General features: G+C 68.9%; 13 protein-coding genes and 5 pseudogenes. 8 read left to right on the forward strand and 10 right to left on the reverse strand.

Going from position 1 to position 13,888, the window contains the following annotated elements; all coding sequences use genetic code 11:
- Positions 1–103: 103 nt before the first annotated feature.
- Positions 104–702: pseudogene (locus S1361_RS01290) on the forward strand (aquaporin); the annotation flags it as partial.
- Between the two features lie 48 nt (positions 703–750).
- Complete coding sequence (locus S1361_RS01295; protein ID WP_208036967.1) at positions 751–1,014, forward strand: low molecular weight phosphatase family protein; 264 nt, start codon at positions 751–753, stop codon at positions 1,012–1,014.
- Between the two features lie 96 nt (positions 1,015–1,110).
- Here S1361_RS01295 and S1361_RS01300 read toward each other — a convergent pair whose 3' ends face one another.
- Positions 1,111–1,983 carry an NAD(P)-dependent oxidoreductase gene (locus S1361_RS01300; RefSeq protein ID WP_208030007.1) on the reverse strand — a complete coding sequence of 291 codons (873 nt, stop codon included), beginning with the start codon at positions 1,981–1,983 and terminating at the stop codon, positions 1,111–1,113.
- A 152-nt stretch (positions 1,984–2,135) separates the two neighbouring features.
- Between S1361_RS01300 and S1361_RS01305 the strand changes: the two genes are divergently transcribed.
- Entirely contained in the window at positions 2,136–3,002 is an 867-nt protein-coding gene (locus S1361_RS01305; RefSeq protein WP_243769020.1) for a helix-turn-helix transcriptional regulator, read from the forward strand.
- A gap of 119 nt (positions 3,003–3,121) precedes the next feature.
- Here the strand turns inward: S1361_RS01305 and S1361_RS01310 are convergent, their stop codons facing one another.
- Positions 3,122–3,967: an inositol monophosphatase family protein gene (locus S1361_RS01310; RefSeq protein WP_208030008.1), complete on the reverse strand. Its 846-nt coding sequence runs from the start codon at positions 3,965–3,967 to the stop codon at positions 3,122–3,124.
- A 57-nt stretch (positions 3,968–4,024) separates the two neighbouring features.
- Positions 4,025–4,596 (reverse strand): annotated as a pseudogene (locus S1361_RS01315) (IS5 family transposase); the annotation flags it as partial.
- 358 nt (positions 4,597–4,954) lie between these two features.
- Here S1361_RS01315 and S1361_RS01320 point away from each other — a divergent pair.
- Complete coding sequence (locus S1361_RS01320; protein WP_208030009.1) at positions 4,955–5,494, forward strand: hypothetical protein; 540 nt, start codon at positions 4,955–4,957, stop codon at positions 5,492–5,494.
- A 500-nt stretch (positions 5,495–5,994) separates the two neighbouring features.
- Positions 5,995–6,879 (forward strand): annotated as a pseudogene (locus S1361_RS01325) (IS5 family transposase).
- A gap of 13 nt (positions 6,880–6,892) precedes the next feature.
- On the opposite strand, the gene S1361_RS01330 reads toward S1361_RS01325, so the two are convergent.
- Positions 6,893–7,420, reverse strand: a complete 528-nt coding sequence (locus S1361_RS01330) for a ferredoxin (RefSeq protein WP_208030010.1) — start codon at positions 7,418–7,420, stop codon at positions 6,893–6,895.
- Between the two features lie 29 nt (positions 7,421–7,449).
- A complete protein-coding gene (locus tag S1361_RS38840; RefSeq protein WP_341829279.1) occupies positions 7,450–8,019 on the reverse strand; it encodes a DUF2267 domain-containing protein in 570 nt (189 codons plus the stop codon).
- A gap of 60 nt (positions 8,020–8,079) precedes the next feature.
- Here S1361_RS38840 and S1361_RS40190 point away from each other — a divergent pair.
- Positions 8,080–8,271: pseudogene (locus S1361_RS40190) on the forward strand (transposase); the annotation flags it as partial.
- Positions 8,272–8,285: 14 nt separating this feature from the next.
- Here the strand turns inward: S1361_RS40190 and S1361_RS01345 are convergent.
- Positions 8,286–8,717: a hypothetical protein gene (locus S1361_RS01345; RefSeq protein WP_208036968.1), complete on the reverse strand. Its 432-nt coding sequence runs from the start codon at positions 8,715–8,717 to the stop codon at positions 8,286–8,288.
- A 418-nt stretch (positions 8,718–9,135) separates the two neighbouring features.
- Between S1361_RS01345 and S1361_RS01350 the strand changes: the two are divergent.
- Positions 9,136–9,669: pseudogene (locus S1361_RS01350) on the forward strand (ATP-binding protein).
- 83 nt (positions 9,670–9,752) lie between these two features.
- Here the strand turns inward: S1361_RS01350 and S1361_RS01355 are convergent.
- Positions 9,753–10,253 (reverse strand): GNAT family N-acetyltransferase, encoded by a 501-nt coding sequence (locus S1361_RS01355; protein ID WP_208030011.1) that lies wholly within the window; start codon positions 10,251–10,253, stop codon positions 9,753–9,755.
- A gap of 262 nt (positions 10,254–10,515) precedes the next feature.
- On the opposite strand from S1361_RS01355, the gene S1361_RS38845 reads away from it, so the two are divergent.
- The gene (locus S1361_RS38845; RefSeq protein WP_243769021.1) at positions 10,516–10,653 is read left to right on the forward strand and encodes a DUF6233 domain-containing protein; all 138 of its coding nucleotides are present in this window, start codon (positions 10,516–10,518) and stop codon (positions 10,651–10,653) included.
- An 84-nt stretch (positions 10,654–10,737) separates the two neighbouring features.
- On the opposite strand, the gene S1361_RS01360 is transcribed toward S1361_RS38845, so the two are convergent.
- The 3 genes from S1361_RS01360 to S1361_RS01370 form a co-directional block, all read right to left on the reverse strand.
- Positions 10,738–11,424, reverse strand: coding sequence for a TetR/AcrR family transcriptional regulator (locus tag S1361_RS01360; protein ID WP_208030012.1), 687 nt, complete (start codon positions 11,422–11,424; stop codon positions 10,738–10,740).
- A gap of 41 nt (positions 11,425–11,465) precedes the next feature.
- Positions 11,466–12,992, reverse strand: coding sequence for a class I adenylate-forming enzyme family protein (locus S1361_RS01365; RefSeq protein WP_208030013.1), 1,527 nt, complete (start codon positions 12,990–12,992; stop codon positions 11,466–11,468).
- 186 nt (positions 12,993–13,178) lie between these two features.
- Entirely contained in the window at positions 13,179–13,808 is a 630-nt protein-coding gene (locus S1361_RS01370) for an HAD family hydrolase (protein ID WP_243769022.1), read from the reverse strand.
- Positions 13,809–13,888: the final 80 nt, after the last annotated feature.

Below are 13,888 nucleotides of genomic sequence, written 5' to 3' on the forward strand. Positions count from 1 at the left end.
AAGCGGCTCCTGCCACCCGGGCGGGGGCCGTACAGCGCCCGGCCGCCCAGCCCGAACTGCCCGACGTCCTGGACCAGCTTGCTGCGTTCCCAGGAGCCACCGCGTGACCGCATCCCTCGGCCGCCGCAAGACCGCCGAAGCGGCCGGGACCGGGCTGCTGGTCGCGGTCGTCGTTGGCTCCGGCATCCAGACCACCGAGCTCACACGGGACGTAGGCCTGCAACTGCTCGCCAACTCCCTCGCCGCCGTCTTCGGCTTGGGCGTGCTCATCCTCCTGCTTGGGCCGGTCTCCGGCGCGCACTTCAACCTCGCCGTGACCCTCGCGGCCTGGTTCACCGGCCGCCGCACCGCGGACGGGCTCAGCCTGCGGGACGTCGCCGCGTACGTGCCCGCCCAGAGCACGGAGGCGATCGGCGGGGCGATCCTGGCCGACGTGATGTTCGCGAGTCCGCTGGTGCAGTTCTCCACCCACGACTGGTCCACCGGCCGCCTGTGGCTGGGTGAGGTCGTCGCCACGGCGGGGCTGATTCTGCTGATCTTCGGCCTTGGCAGGATCGGCCGCGCCTCGCTCGCCCCGGTCGCGGTCGCCTCCTGCATCGGAGCCGCCTGCTGGTTCACCCCCTCCACGTCGTTCGCGAACCCGGCAGTGACCATCGGCGGATCTTCACGGACTCCTTCGCCGGCATCGCGCCCTCGTCCGTCCACGTCGAGGTCCGCTCGGCAGGCTCCGTCGACACCGTCAACCGGGCCGTGGCCGAAGCAATGAAAGAGGTCGGCATCGACATGTCCGCCCAGAAGCCGAAGATCCTCACCCCCGAAGCCGTCCTCGGACGTGATGATCACCATGGCTGCGGGGGCACCTGCCCCGTCATGCCCGGCAAGCAGTACCTGGAGTGGCAACCGGACGACCCCGCGGGCCAGGCGTGGACACCGTGCGGCCCGTCCGGGATCAGATCGAGCAGCGTGTGCGTGGTCCGCTCGCCGCCATGGCGAGCAGACGTGCTGAGCCTCTAGTGCAGGCAGACGCGATCCTCCAGGGCCGGTCGGCCGCGTTGGGGCCCGGGGTGAGTGGTGCGGGGCCCTCCGCGTGTCCTCCCGTGCTCGCCGGTGTCAGTGGGGCTTGCGTGATGCGACCGGGTTCACGGTGCTCCAGTCCTCGTCACCCCGGCGTTCAGCGAGCGCGACGGAGAAGTGGGACAGGACGCCGTCGAGCAGCGGGTGGCGGTCTGCGCCGGTGGTCTGTGCCATGCGGGCGGCGTAGGTGAGGTCTTTGTGGGCCCAGGCAGCCGAGAAGTTCAGTGGCTCGGGCGGGGTGAGGTAGCTGTCCCAGGCCAGGCGGGTGACCACCCCTCCGGGGCGGTCGAGGAGGGCCTCGCCGACCTGGTGCGGGTCCAGGCCCGTCGCCTCGGCCAGCCGCAACGCCTCGCCGAATCCCGCCAGGTGGATGGCCTGCAGGGCGTTGAGGATCAGTTTGAAGCGGGTGCCCGCGCCGGCCGTGCCGAAGTGCCGTACGTCCCGGGCGATCGCGTCGAACACCGGCCGCAACGCCGGCAGGCCGTCCGCGTCGCCGCCTGCGAGCAGGACCAGGTTTCCCGTGCGGGCCGCGGCGGCTCCGCCGGTGAGCGGCATGTCGTAGAAGGTTGCGTCGCGTTGCGCGCACCGCGCGGCGAGGTCCTCGACCCACTCGACGGACAAGGTCGCGGAGGCGATGAGGACGGCGTCACGCCCGGCGCCCGCCAGGATGCCGTCGGGGCCCAGCCACACCGCACGGGACGAGGTGTCGTCGGCGGTCGTCTCGAAGACGACGTCGGCGCGGGACGCGGCCTCGGCCGGGGTCGCCGCCATTGTGGCGCCGGCCTGGGCGAGTTCGGCCGCCTTCTGGGGAGTGCGGTTCCAGACGGTCACGGTGTGACCGTGCTTGAGAAGGTTCTCGGCCATGCCCCGGCCCATGATGCCGAGCCCTACCACCGCCACGTGCGCCATTTTTGCGATTCCTTCCTGTCGATTCCCGCCGACGCGTCTGCTGCGTCGGAGGCCCCAGTCTGCGTGGACAGCCAGCCCTTGCGGGACACCCGCCCGAGCGGGGCCCTCGCAGGGCCCCTCTCGGAGAGCAGGGTGATCGTCATACTTGAGTCGTGGACCATGTGGAGATCGAGAAGACAGGCGGGCTGGGCGAGTTCCTGCGGGCGCGGCGGGCCAGGGTCACGCCCGAGCAGGCCGGGCTGCCGGCGACCATCGGGCGCCGGCGCACGACGGGTCTGCGCCGGGAAGAGGTGGCGCTGCTCGCGGGCGTCAGTATCGAGTACTACCGGCGGCTGGAACAGGGCAAGCAGCACCGGCCGGGAGCGGCTGTCCTCGACGCCGTTGCCCGGGTGCTGCGGCTCGACGAGGACGAGCGGCGGCACCTCTTCGCGCTGGCGAGGGCACCGAGATCGACCCCCTCGCAGGCCGGGACAGCGCCCTCGCGTCTTTTGCGCCAGGACGTGCTGCGCCTGCTGGACATCGTGGACCCCTGCCCCGCGTACGTGCTCAGCCGCGCGAACGACCTCCTGGCGGCCAACCCACGCGGACTCCGCCTTCTCCCCGGCATCGAGGAGTGGCCGAACCGGCACCGCAACACCGCCCGCTACACCTTCCTGCACCCCGCCGCGCGCGGTCTGTACGGCAACTGGGAGGACGTCGCCGCGGCCACGGTCGCCCATCTGCGAGCGTCGGCCGGGCGGTATCCGGACGCACCCGACGTCGCCGGGGTGATCGGCGAACTCGTCGTCAAGAGCGAGGAGTTCGCCGCGCTGTGGCAGCGATACGAGGTGCGCCACCGCACCAACGGACGCAAGCACTTCACCCACCCCGCGACCGGGACCATGACGCTGAGCTACGAGGCGTACGAGATCGCCCGCACCGACGGCCACCGACTGATCGTCTACCAGGCCGAGCCGGGCAGCCCGGACCACGACGCGATGCTGCTGCTGGGGCACGTGGAAGCCGCCCGCCCGCGCTGATCTGGGCCAACGCCGAAAGCACCTTGGGACGGCCGGGGCCGTGCGGACTGCGTGAGGACAATGTCGGTAGCACTAACTGACCATTTCAGACTGAGCTTCAGCGTCGGCACCCTGTCGAGTTACACGCCGTCGTCGAGGGCGTACAGGTCGCGGCTGCGCGGCAGGCCTTCAACCAGGTCCAGGATCGCTTCGTGGAGTAGGCCGTTGGTGGCCAGCACCGTCATGTCGCCCTCGAGTACGGGCCCGCCGCCTAGGTCGGTCACCCGGCCACCAGCCTCCGAAACGATGACGGGCATGGGTGCCACGTCCTCGTAACCCATGGGTGGGCCAGCGATCACGACGGCATCCGCGCGGCCGGTGACGAGGTCAACGATGCAGCCCATCGACGCCATCAGGAACACCTGACGGTGGAGAGCGATGAGGAGTTCCTCCGGCCAGCCGGCCGGGTTGAGTGCCTGAGTCCTCGCTCCCCGCGCGCTGGTCCGCTCGGTGACTTGGGCGCGGTGGCCCGACTTCAGGTCCGGGCTCTCCCCGGTCAGTACCCAACAGCCCAGGCCCCGCCCGGCTACGACCATCTGTCGGCTCATAGGCATGTTGATCACACCGATAGCGGGACCGTACTCGTCCTCGTAGGCAATGTCGTTCGAGAACAGCGGCCACCGGCGAGTGAACGACGTGGTGCCGTTGATGGGGTCGATGATCCATCGTCTCCCTGACACCCCGGCGGTCGAGCCCCTCTCCTCGCCGTAGATGGCGTCCTCCGGTACACGGCGGGCCAGCTCGTCCCGGACCAGCTCTTCGACTGCAAGGTCGATCTCGGTGACCTCGCTGCCGTCTTCCTTGCGGCGACTTCCCCACTCTCCCAAGAAGCCCTGCGCAGACACCTGGCCAGCCCGCGTGGCCAAGCCGACAGCGAAGTCGAGAAGCTCTCGGTCAGCGGGCGGAGCGTCGAACGTGTGATCCATCCGGCGAGCCTGTCACGGCTTCCGGTACCAAGGTGCATTTTTCCTCAACCGAGCAGTTCAAGGCGACGTTCGGAGTCGGCGTAGGCAGATGATGCTGCAGGCGAGTTGGAGTAGACCGAGGTGGAGATCGGCGCGTACTTCGTAACGGATCCGTAGGCGTTTGAACTGGTGGAGCCATGCGAAGGTCCGCTCGACAACCCACCGGGTTTTCCCCAAGCCGGAGCCGTGGTCGGTGCCTTTGCGAGCGACTTTGGGTGTGATGCCTCGGGCCCTGATCAGGCGGCGGTACTTGTCGTAGTCGTAACCACGGTCGCCGAACAGACGCTTGGGCCGGTGGCGGGGTCGCCCGCGACCGCGGATGTGCGGTATCGCGTCCAGCAGCGGGATCAGCTCGGTGACGTCGTGACGGTTCCCGCCGGTCAGGGACACGGACAGAGGTGTTCCGTAGCGTGTTCCGTAGCGGTCGCTGATCAGATGGTGCTTGCTGCCCGGACGAGCGCGGTCGACCGGCGAAGGCCCGGTGTGAGCCCCCCTTTGAGAGCCCGGACGTGGGAGCCGTCGACCGCCGCATCGTCCATGTCCAGCAGTCCGGTTTTACGCAGGTCCGCCAAGAGGACTTCGTGCAGCGCTCGCCGCTCACCAAGAGGCGGCCCGGCCGTCACGGGTGGAGGTGAAGTGCCCCATTTCAGTGGCACAGCGCTCTGATTCCGGACCGCGCCTGGATGTGGGCCTGTGTCCGAAAAGGACGTAATGGAATCGGTGTGGCCTTGCGGCACGGCGGTGCGGGGCGTCAGCCTGCTGCCCGTGCGACCGGCCCGCCGCACTGGGTGTGCATCCGCCTGCCGCGTCGTCGGCCTGGCTGCCGTACCGCGCCATGGCCGGGTGAGTCGGATGCCTGGTGTCGGCGCAGGCCCGAGACTGAAACCAACGCGAAGGGAATCGCGCGGTATGAAGTTACGGAAACTGTCGCTTGCCGTTGGCGTCGCTGTGGCGACTGGCGCGCTCCTCACCACGCCCGCGGCATCCGCCGGCGCGGCGAGCTCGGACACACAGCGGTCCGCCTTCTCGGCTCAGGCGGAGCAGGCGGGCCTGACGGCCCCACAGCGTGCGGCACTGCAGCAGAGGGTCGACGCAATCCTGGCCCAGGACGGCGGCCAGCAGACGGCCGCCAACGAGATCAGCTACCCGGACGGCAGGCTGCTGCTCCCCTTGCCCGGCGAAAAGCGCGCACGCGACCTCAACTCGCCCGCCAACGTAGCGGCCGCAGCCCATACCTGTACCCCCGGGAATCTGTGCGGCTACTCGGGCGCCGGCTACACGGGCGAAGAACGCGAGTGGTACACCTGCACCTTCCACAAGAAGCCCAGCAGCTGGACCAGCGGAGGGTCCTGGTACAACAACCAGACCCCCGGCCGGGTGGCGAACTGGTACGACGCCAACAAGAGGTGGCTGGGCTCCACGCCACCAGCACCCTACGGCACCGAACACGGCCAGTGGCGCGGGGTCGGCTACGCCAAACCCTGCTGAGTACTCGCCCGTTGCGGGGGCCGGCCGCCGTCCGGTCGCCCCCGCTGCGGGGGTTACGGCGATGTCGACGCTTGGGGTGTTCTCGCCCTCGACGGGCAGGTGCCCGCCGTGGCGGCGCAGAGGCTCGATCGGCAGATCGGCCACGGCCCTCACCCCTGACGGACCGAAGGGTCGGCGCGCACGGGAAGTTCCGGCCCGCACGCACACACTCGACAGGCTCCGCCGCTGTCCCCGTGGTCACCGCAGACGACCACCAGTTGTACGGTGCCCATCGCACGCTCAGAGACCGCGATGCCGTGCACGGCCTGCACCTCGGTCAGGAACCGGCGGGTCGCGCCGCGGGCGTCGGCGATCGGTTCCATTCCCTCGAAGGCGAGGGGCCGACAGTATCGGGCGGCCGGCCAGCGGCTGGTCCTCGCTTTCGTGCACCACTAGGCCGTGTCCGGTGAATCGTCATTCGATCTTGGAACCGGGTCGCCTTCCTTGATCGTTAGGGCGGCGTGGGACGTGGCGATCTGACGAACGAGGAGTGGGCTCGACTCCTCCCGCACCTGCCTGCCAACGGTGGGCGGGGCGGGCAGTGGAGTGACCACCGTCGTGTGCTGAACGGCATCTACTTCCGTGAGCGCACGGGCGTCCCCTGGCGGGATCTGCCCGTGCGTTATGGGAAGTGGAAGACCGTATATGAACGCCATCGCCGCTGGTCGGGGGACGGGACCTGGGACCGGATCCTGAAAGCCGTCCAGGCCCGTGCCGACGCGGAGGGCCGTCTGGACTGGAGCCAGGTCAGCGTCGACTCCACCACGTGCCGGGCCCACCAGCACGCCGCAGGGGCAAGGAAGGCTACCCCGACCAACGGCTCAAAAAAGGGGCAGTCCCGGCCCGCCACCGCGCCGACGAGGGAATCGGACGATCCCGTGGCGGCCTGACCAGCAAGATTTCACCTGGCCGGCGAAGGCGGTCGCCGCCCACTCGGCCTGCTCATCACTCCCGGCCAAGCCCACGACGGGAGCATGCTCGAGCAGGTCATGGCCGAGGTCCGAGTTCCCCGCCGGGGCGGCGGCCATCCCCGCACACGCCCTGACGCACTGAGCGCCGATAAGGCCTACAGTTCCCGTCGCATACGGATCTACCTGCGCAGACGCCAAATCCCTCACAGCATCCCGAAGAAGAAGGATCAGGTGGGCCACCGTCTGGCTCGGGGCCCAGCGGGCGGCCGTCCGCCCTCCTTCGATCGCGCCGCCTACAAGCGCCGCAACGAGGTCGAGCGCATGATCAACAGGCTGAAGGGCTTCCGCGCCGTGGCGACGCGCTACGACAAGCGCGCCTACGTCTTCCACGGCACTGTGACCGTTGCCGCAATCCGTCTCTGGCTCCGCGATTGACGCGCCGCCGCCGTCAGAGCTGCGGCAGTCGGTCCGCAACTGTGGGAGAACGTCGCTCCTCAAGCCAGAAGAGATAGACGCGCAGGTGCGATGCCAGCTCGCCGTCGAGGTAGGCGGCGTACTTCAAGGCAGCGGCGGCCACACCTTGCCCTGCCTTCGCGTCGTCGGCCTCCCAGTCGGCGCGCCGATTCGCCAGATACTCCCTGATCCGCCCTCGATCGCGCCACCATTCCCGGACCGCTGCCGGCGTCCAGTGAGTGTCACAGTCACAGCCGTAGCCGGAGAAGGCCTCAGCCTCCGCTGCATCGACCAGCTGCTGAAGCTCCTCCGGCGTTCGGGGCTGCCGGTACACGTACTCGGTGAAGTAGTCGGCCTCGTAGAGCACGAGCTCTGGGGCGTGGATACGGCCCGTGCCACAGTTATCGGTTTCGGCCCCGTAGAACGGTCCGGGCACGTTGAGCCACTTCCGCTCCGACCACTGCCCCAGGAACGCTCCGCGCGCATCGTCGAGCAGAGGCACCGGATCGAAGTAGAGGTCCACGGCAGAAGGTTAGCCACGTGCCGAACGATTCACCGGACACGGCCTAGGTCCACACCGCCACCCTCGCCCTGAGCAACACGGATCGTAGCCCACGAATACCCCCGAAACGACACGACGCGTACCCGTTCGCAGCACCGTGACTTTCCGCCGGCAGCGCGCTGGGCCGCGACGGTGGGTTCCCGGTGCTGGATGTTCCTCGCCGGGTTCGTCCAGTTCGGCGCGGCCGAACAGTAGCGCGTCGCCGGGAGGCAGGTGGGTGAGGTGCGGTGCAGCAGGTCATCGCCCGCGGCCTCCGCGAGCGTGCTGAGGACGGCACCGGTATCCCAGCGGGCCGTCTCGGGCGTGGTGTCTTCGATGAGAGGGCGACGGCCTCGACGAATTCCTGAGGGCAGTCGGGTTGCGGGCAGCGGGTCCGACAGCAGCGGCCGGTACTGCGGCGAGAGGTGTTCGGCGAGTTCCTTGCGTCCGGCGCCGACCAGGTGGGCGCCCGGGGTGGCCAGCACCGCGCGGGTGACCCGCTCGGCCTCGCAGATGGTGGCGTACTCGCCGCGGTCCTGGACCTGGGGCTGGGGCCCGGAACTGTCCCACGCCTTCGCCATGGGTGGGCCTCCGTCGATCCGTGTGCGGCTTCGTGCCGCCGTCAGGGGTTTCGAGCCTGCATGCGAAAGGACCGCCCTGGCTCCCGGTGGCACAGTCGCCGGTATCCCGGCCGCAAGGCGTTACCGGACCGGGATGTGCTGTGCGGGCTGCACACCGGCATCCAGTGGGAGTGCCTCCCGAAGGAGCTGGGATTCGGCTCGGGCATGACCTGCTGGCGACGCCTGCGGGACTGGACTGAGGCCGGCGTGTGGGGGAACGGGAGTGGCTACCCCGGAGGCAGCGCGCGCTCCCTGCGGTTGCGCTTCTCCATAGCCGCGCCCACCCAGATGCACCAGGCGACGCAGCTGGCCAGGAGGAGGAAATAGGTCATGAATCCGTTGGTGTCGCCGAAGAGCCACAGCGCCAGTGCGGGGGGCCCGAAAACGATCAGCGGGCCGATGACCCACCAGGTCAGATATGTGCGCAGTATCTCCCCGCCGACGAGCGGCGTCTCCTCGTGCACCGCGTAGTGGGTGACCGAAGTACTGCCGTTCCCGTACTGTGTGTAGGACGAGTCGCCGACGGTCAGGCGATGCCGACGCAAGGGGATCACCGGCAGAAAAAGCAGCACGGCCCACTGGGTGGCGTGGTGGCTGCCGTCACGATTCGGGTAGCTGAAGCCCCGATACGTGGTGCCGAATCCGTTCCACGTCGACATTCTTCGCATCCTCCTCGCCGTCTCCGGCCTGAACTGTCTCACGTCTGGCGGGATTTGGGGATCGGATGAGACGTGATCCGTACATCGTAGGACCTGTCCAAGCAGCCGAACCCTCTGGAGACCCAGCGGAAGGCTACGCCCACCGGATCGCGTCGCAGGGGCAGCAGTGGGTGACGCCGTTGCGGTTGCCGCCGGTCAGCAGGATCGCGAACGGGGTACGTACGGCAACGGCGTGCGGCCCGGACGACGGAAGCGGCGCTCACGCTGCGGCAGCAGCGGCTCCAGGCGGTCCACAGCTCATCCGAGATGATCCACGGTGACGCCCCCACGCCAGACCGAACGCCCGACTCTCGCCCGACTACGGCTGTCAGGAGCGATCCACCTCTTCTTGTCAGCCGTTGTAAAATGGAGTCCGGCCATGAGTGTCACCCGCCACTGCGGCATGACCGAACCGGCTGCCGACGCGGCCATCGACGCCGCCTGCCGCAACCTGCGGCTGCCCACCATGCGCGGCCAGTTCTCCGAACTCGCCGACGCCGCGGCCCGCGACCAGATGACCTACCGCGGGTTTCCTGGCCGAGCTGCTGATGGCCGAGTGCGAGGACCGCAACCGCCGCCGCTCCGAACGCCGGATCAAAGCCGCGGGCTTCCCCGGGAGAAGGCACTGCGCACCTTCGAGTTCGACGTGAACCCCGCCATCGACCCGGCAGGCCAAGTACGAGGCCACCAAACTGGTCAACGAACTCGTGGAGGCCGCCGACGAGAAGCTGCTGTGACCAAGACCATCGCCCGCTACGGACGGGGCGATCTCCTCTGTATTGACGAGCTACTGTCCCAGGTTCTGACGGAGCGTGAGGAGACCAGGACCTTCACCGGCCCCAGGCTCTGCGCAGCCATCGTGGACCGCCTCGCCCACACCAAAGCCCGCCAGCAGGCCGCAGCAGCCTCCTGACCCATCCCAGCCGACCTGGTCTCGGTCTGGGGTGATGCGGCCCGCCGCGGCTACTTCCCCGCTCGCATCGAGCGAAATGCGCCCTACGGCAGCGAGCGTGTGAGCCACACCAGTTCGCCACTCTCGTCGGTCGAGACGTGGTCGCGCTCGAACCCAAGCTTTTCGAGGACGCGAAACGACGGCGCGTTCCAGGGACGTACCGTCGCCCAGAGTCGTTTCCGCCCAGTCGCGATCGCCGCATCGAGCACCGCGGACGCAGCCTCGGTGGCATAGCCCTGTCCGTGCACGCGCCGGAACAGCTCATAGGCGATCTCCGGCTCGTCAACGGAAGCCCGACCGACAGTGAGCCCGCAATATCCGATGAAGTCGCCCACATCGCGGCGGATGACGGGCATCAGCGCAATCCCTGTCAGTGCGGACGCAGCCCGCTGATCCTCGATCATCCGCCGGTTGTCCTCGAACGACGGCATCCCACCACCCCGTTCGGCGACGAGCACGCGATGGGCGTCGATGTCGGGCTCGGTCCACTGACGCAACGTCATCCGAGCGGTATCCAGTCGGAGCGGCATCGGCGAATAGGGCATGACGACATGCTACCGACGTGCCCAGGGCGGAACCTCACCTCACTGATATCGGGACAATCGACTCGTTCGAGGCCAGCAGAGCCTGCACGGCCGGCGAGAGATCGGCCAGCGCACATGCACCACGGTCGGTTGTGCCCACCTCAGGAGTGGGGCGGCATCGATCTTGAACCCAGAATGGAGAATACGTTCCACTCCTTGCCGCCGGACATCGAGCGGCTGGTGTCGGCCGGCCACCGGTGCAGGTGCACCGGGGTACCTGCCAGTGGCGGGCAAGCGACGCCGGCCCGTCAAGCAAGACGAAGCCCGCCGTCTGCTGGCCGGCGGCACCAGCGGCTGCATCCACTGCCAGCCCGACGTATCAGCCGTGGGTCACCACACGGCAGAGGTCTGGCCAGGATGAACGCCTGCAGCCGGTCCCCGGCGCCGGGATCAGGGCCGCCCGGCCTTCGTCGGCGGCGCTCCGCCGGTAGGCGCCATGGACGGATCAGCGGTGGCCGGGGAACCGCAGGGCGTTCGCCCAGAGCCGGGTGACCGTGGACACGAGTTCCTCGAAATCCACTGGCGTACCTTCTTCTTGCCTGTCCCCGAGCACGAAGGCGCTGTAGGCCATGGCGCTGACCATGCTCGAGAGCGCCCGGGAGGCCATCATCGGATCGACCTCACGGTCTGCGACACCCCGCGCCTGCAGGTCCGCGATGCCGCGGGCGTTACGGCGAATGAACGCATCCGAGCGGCGGCTTCGGAACTCCCGGAACTCCGGCTCCACTTGTGCGACCTGCTCAAGCAGTCCCATCAGCTTGGCGTTCCGGCGGTACGCCTTGAGATAGGCCCGATTGCTCGCCTCGAGTACCGCATAGGGATCGTCGGTTCCCTCCACCCGGCCCATGCCGGGGTGCAGCATGTCCTCCTGCGCCTCCAGGAGGACGGCGGCAAGCACCTCTTCCTTGTTGGCGAAGTAGGTGTAGAAGGACCCCGACGCGCATCGGGCCTCTTTGGTGATGTCGGCCAGGCGGGCGTCGAGGTAGCCGTCCCGCTCGAACACCTTGCGCGCGGCCTTCACCAATGCGGCGCGTGTCCGTGCTCCGCGCGTCGTCGCCGGCGGCTCGCGAAGCGGTACGGGGGGCGCCACCGGAGGTGCCTTCTCGCTGTCCTCGGGCGCAGTGGTGTCCATCCTCGAAAGAATACGTGAATCCGACGCCGGCCTCATGACGGTCAGTGCCGGCGAACGGGTACGTCACCCAGCGCGGGGTCGCGGGTCAGCCCCGTACGGTCGATGGAACGCTTCAGGATCTTCCCGCTCGGGCCCTTGGGCAGCGCGTCGACGAACCGGATGATGCGCGGGATCTTGTAGGCGGACAGTCGCTCTCGTGTCCAGTCCGACACCTCCGCGGCACTGAGATCGGAACCGGGCCGAGTGGCGACGAGTGCGGCGACCTCCTCGCCGTAGTGGTCGTCGGGAACGCCGATCACGGCCGCCTCGATGATGTCCGGGTGCACGTAGAGAACTTCCTCGACCTCACCGGGGTAGACGTTGTAGCCGCCCCGGATGATCAGGTCCTTGATCCTGTCGACGATGCGCAGGTCGCCGTCTGTGTCGGTTTCGCCCAGGTCGCCGGTCCGGAACCAGCCGTCGGGCGAGACTGCCGCGGCGGTGTCCGCGGGGCGGTTCCAGTAGCCGCGCATCACCGTGGGTCCCTTGATGTGGACCTCGCCGACGGTGCCCGGCGGGCACTCGTTGCCCTCGATGTCGCGCACCTGGAGCTGCATCCCCGGGACCGCCCGGCCGGTGTACCCGGTCTTGCCACCGCGGTCGAGGTCGTTGAAGGTGCCGAACGCGGTGGTCTCGGTGAGTCCGTAGCCTTCGAGGATGGTGCATCCGAAGCGGGCCTCGAAGGCCCGGGCGATCTCTCCGGGCAGCGACGCGCCACCGGAGACGGCGACACGGAGTTGGGCGAAGTCCGCCGGGTTCGCATCGCCCGCAGCGTGCAGCATCGCGTTCCACATGGTCGGTACGCCGGCCATGATGGTCAGCCGGTCGCGACGCAGCATCTCCAGCATCGTCACCGGGTCGAATCGGGCCAGCAACGACATGGAACCGCCCGCGGTCAACGTCGCCATCATGACCGCCGCCTGCCCGAACACGTGGAACAGCGGGAGTCCGGTGCCCGTACGGTCGGAGCTCGATGCGCGGCTGCACTCCGCGCCGATCTCCCCTGCGGACAACAGGTTTCCGATCGTGAGCTGGGCACCCTTCGGCCGCCCTGTCGTACCCGAGGTGTACAGAATGGCTGCGGTCTCGTCGCGGTCCCGGTCCACGACGCGGCTGGGGGCGGTCCCGGTGACCATCGCGCCCGGCGACAGCGTCCAAGAGGGCACCTCGAGCGCCGAGGCGGCCTCCGCGACGGCGGGGCCCAGGGTGTGCCATGCGATCGTCAGGGAGCACCCGGCGTCGCCGAGAACGTACTCGGCCTCGGCACGGGTGGACATCGTGTTGACCGGCACCACGACGCATCCCGCGGCCTGTATTCCGAGGTAGGCCACCACGAACTCGGGCACCGACGGTGCGGCCAGCAGCACCCGGTCCCCGGGCGTCAGGCCCGCGGCGGTCAGGGCGCCCGCGTAGCGAACGCTCGCGTCGCGCAGCTGCCGGTAGGTCCACTGATCCGCGCCGCCGCGCAGCGCGATGGTGTGGGGAGTCGCAGCCGCGTGGCGGCAGACCGGGTCGAGAACACTGACCATGGGCGGTGCCTTCCGGGGAACTGAGCAGGTGATTCGGTGCGGATCCCACCGTCAGTCAGCCGACTTGACGTGGGCGTTGGTTCAAGTCCTCGGATCGAGCGGAGGTCCGCTGTCGCTCGACCTGCTCGCGGTGTCGGTCCGGGGCGCATGACGGGACCTCCCGCGACGGGTCGATCCGTCGATCGGTCAGACGGTGATCCTGAAGCGTTCGGCGAGTTGGCGGCGGGTGTCGGGGGCACTGGTGTGCAGCACGCCCCCGACTCCGATCCGTGCCGCTCCGTCGAGGTTCTGCTGCAGATCGTCGATCATGACTGCCTCCTCGGGGGTGACACCGAGGCGTTCACAGGCAATCGCGTAGATCCGCCGGGAAGGCTTGCGGATCCCGACCTCCCCGGAGATGACGACCGCGTCGGCCACAGCGGCGAGGTCGACGCCGTCGTAGGTTCCGGTTCCGAAGGAATTGGACACCACCGCAACGGGATACCGGGCGGCGCGCAGATCACCGAGCAGGGCGAGCATGTCCTGGTCGATCGTCATCCCCGCCTGCATCCGGGCGGTGAGCCCCTCCGCCCGTACATCGGCACCGTGGGCACGGAGACGCTCGGCGAACCCTCGCTCGAAGGCTTCCGCGTCGATGCGGCCGGACTCGTGGTCGGCCAGGAGGGTGCGTGATGCCTGGTCCCGGCTGAGGAGGTCCAGTGGCAGGCGGGGGTCACCGCCGAGCGAGGCGCCGAAGTCGGTGAACGCCCGCAACACACTGGAAGTGATGACCCCGCCGAAGTCCACGAGGACCGCGGTTCGGGCCTTTTCCGTCACGCTGGACACAGTTGTCACACCCTCTCTCGCGGCCGACTTCCCATCGGCCAACGGCAGTTCCGCCGACTTCACGGCCGGCG

Source organism: Streptomyces cyanogenus, from assembly GCF_017526105.1.
Lineage (GTDB): Bacteria > Actinomycetota > Actinomycetes > Streptomycetales > Streptomycetaceae > Streptomyces > Streptomyces cyanogenus.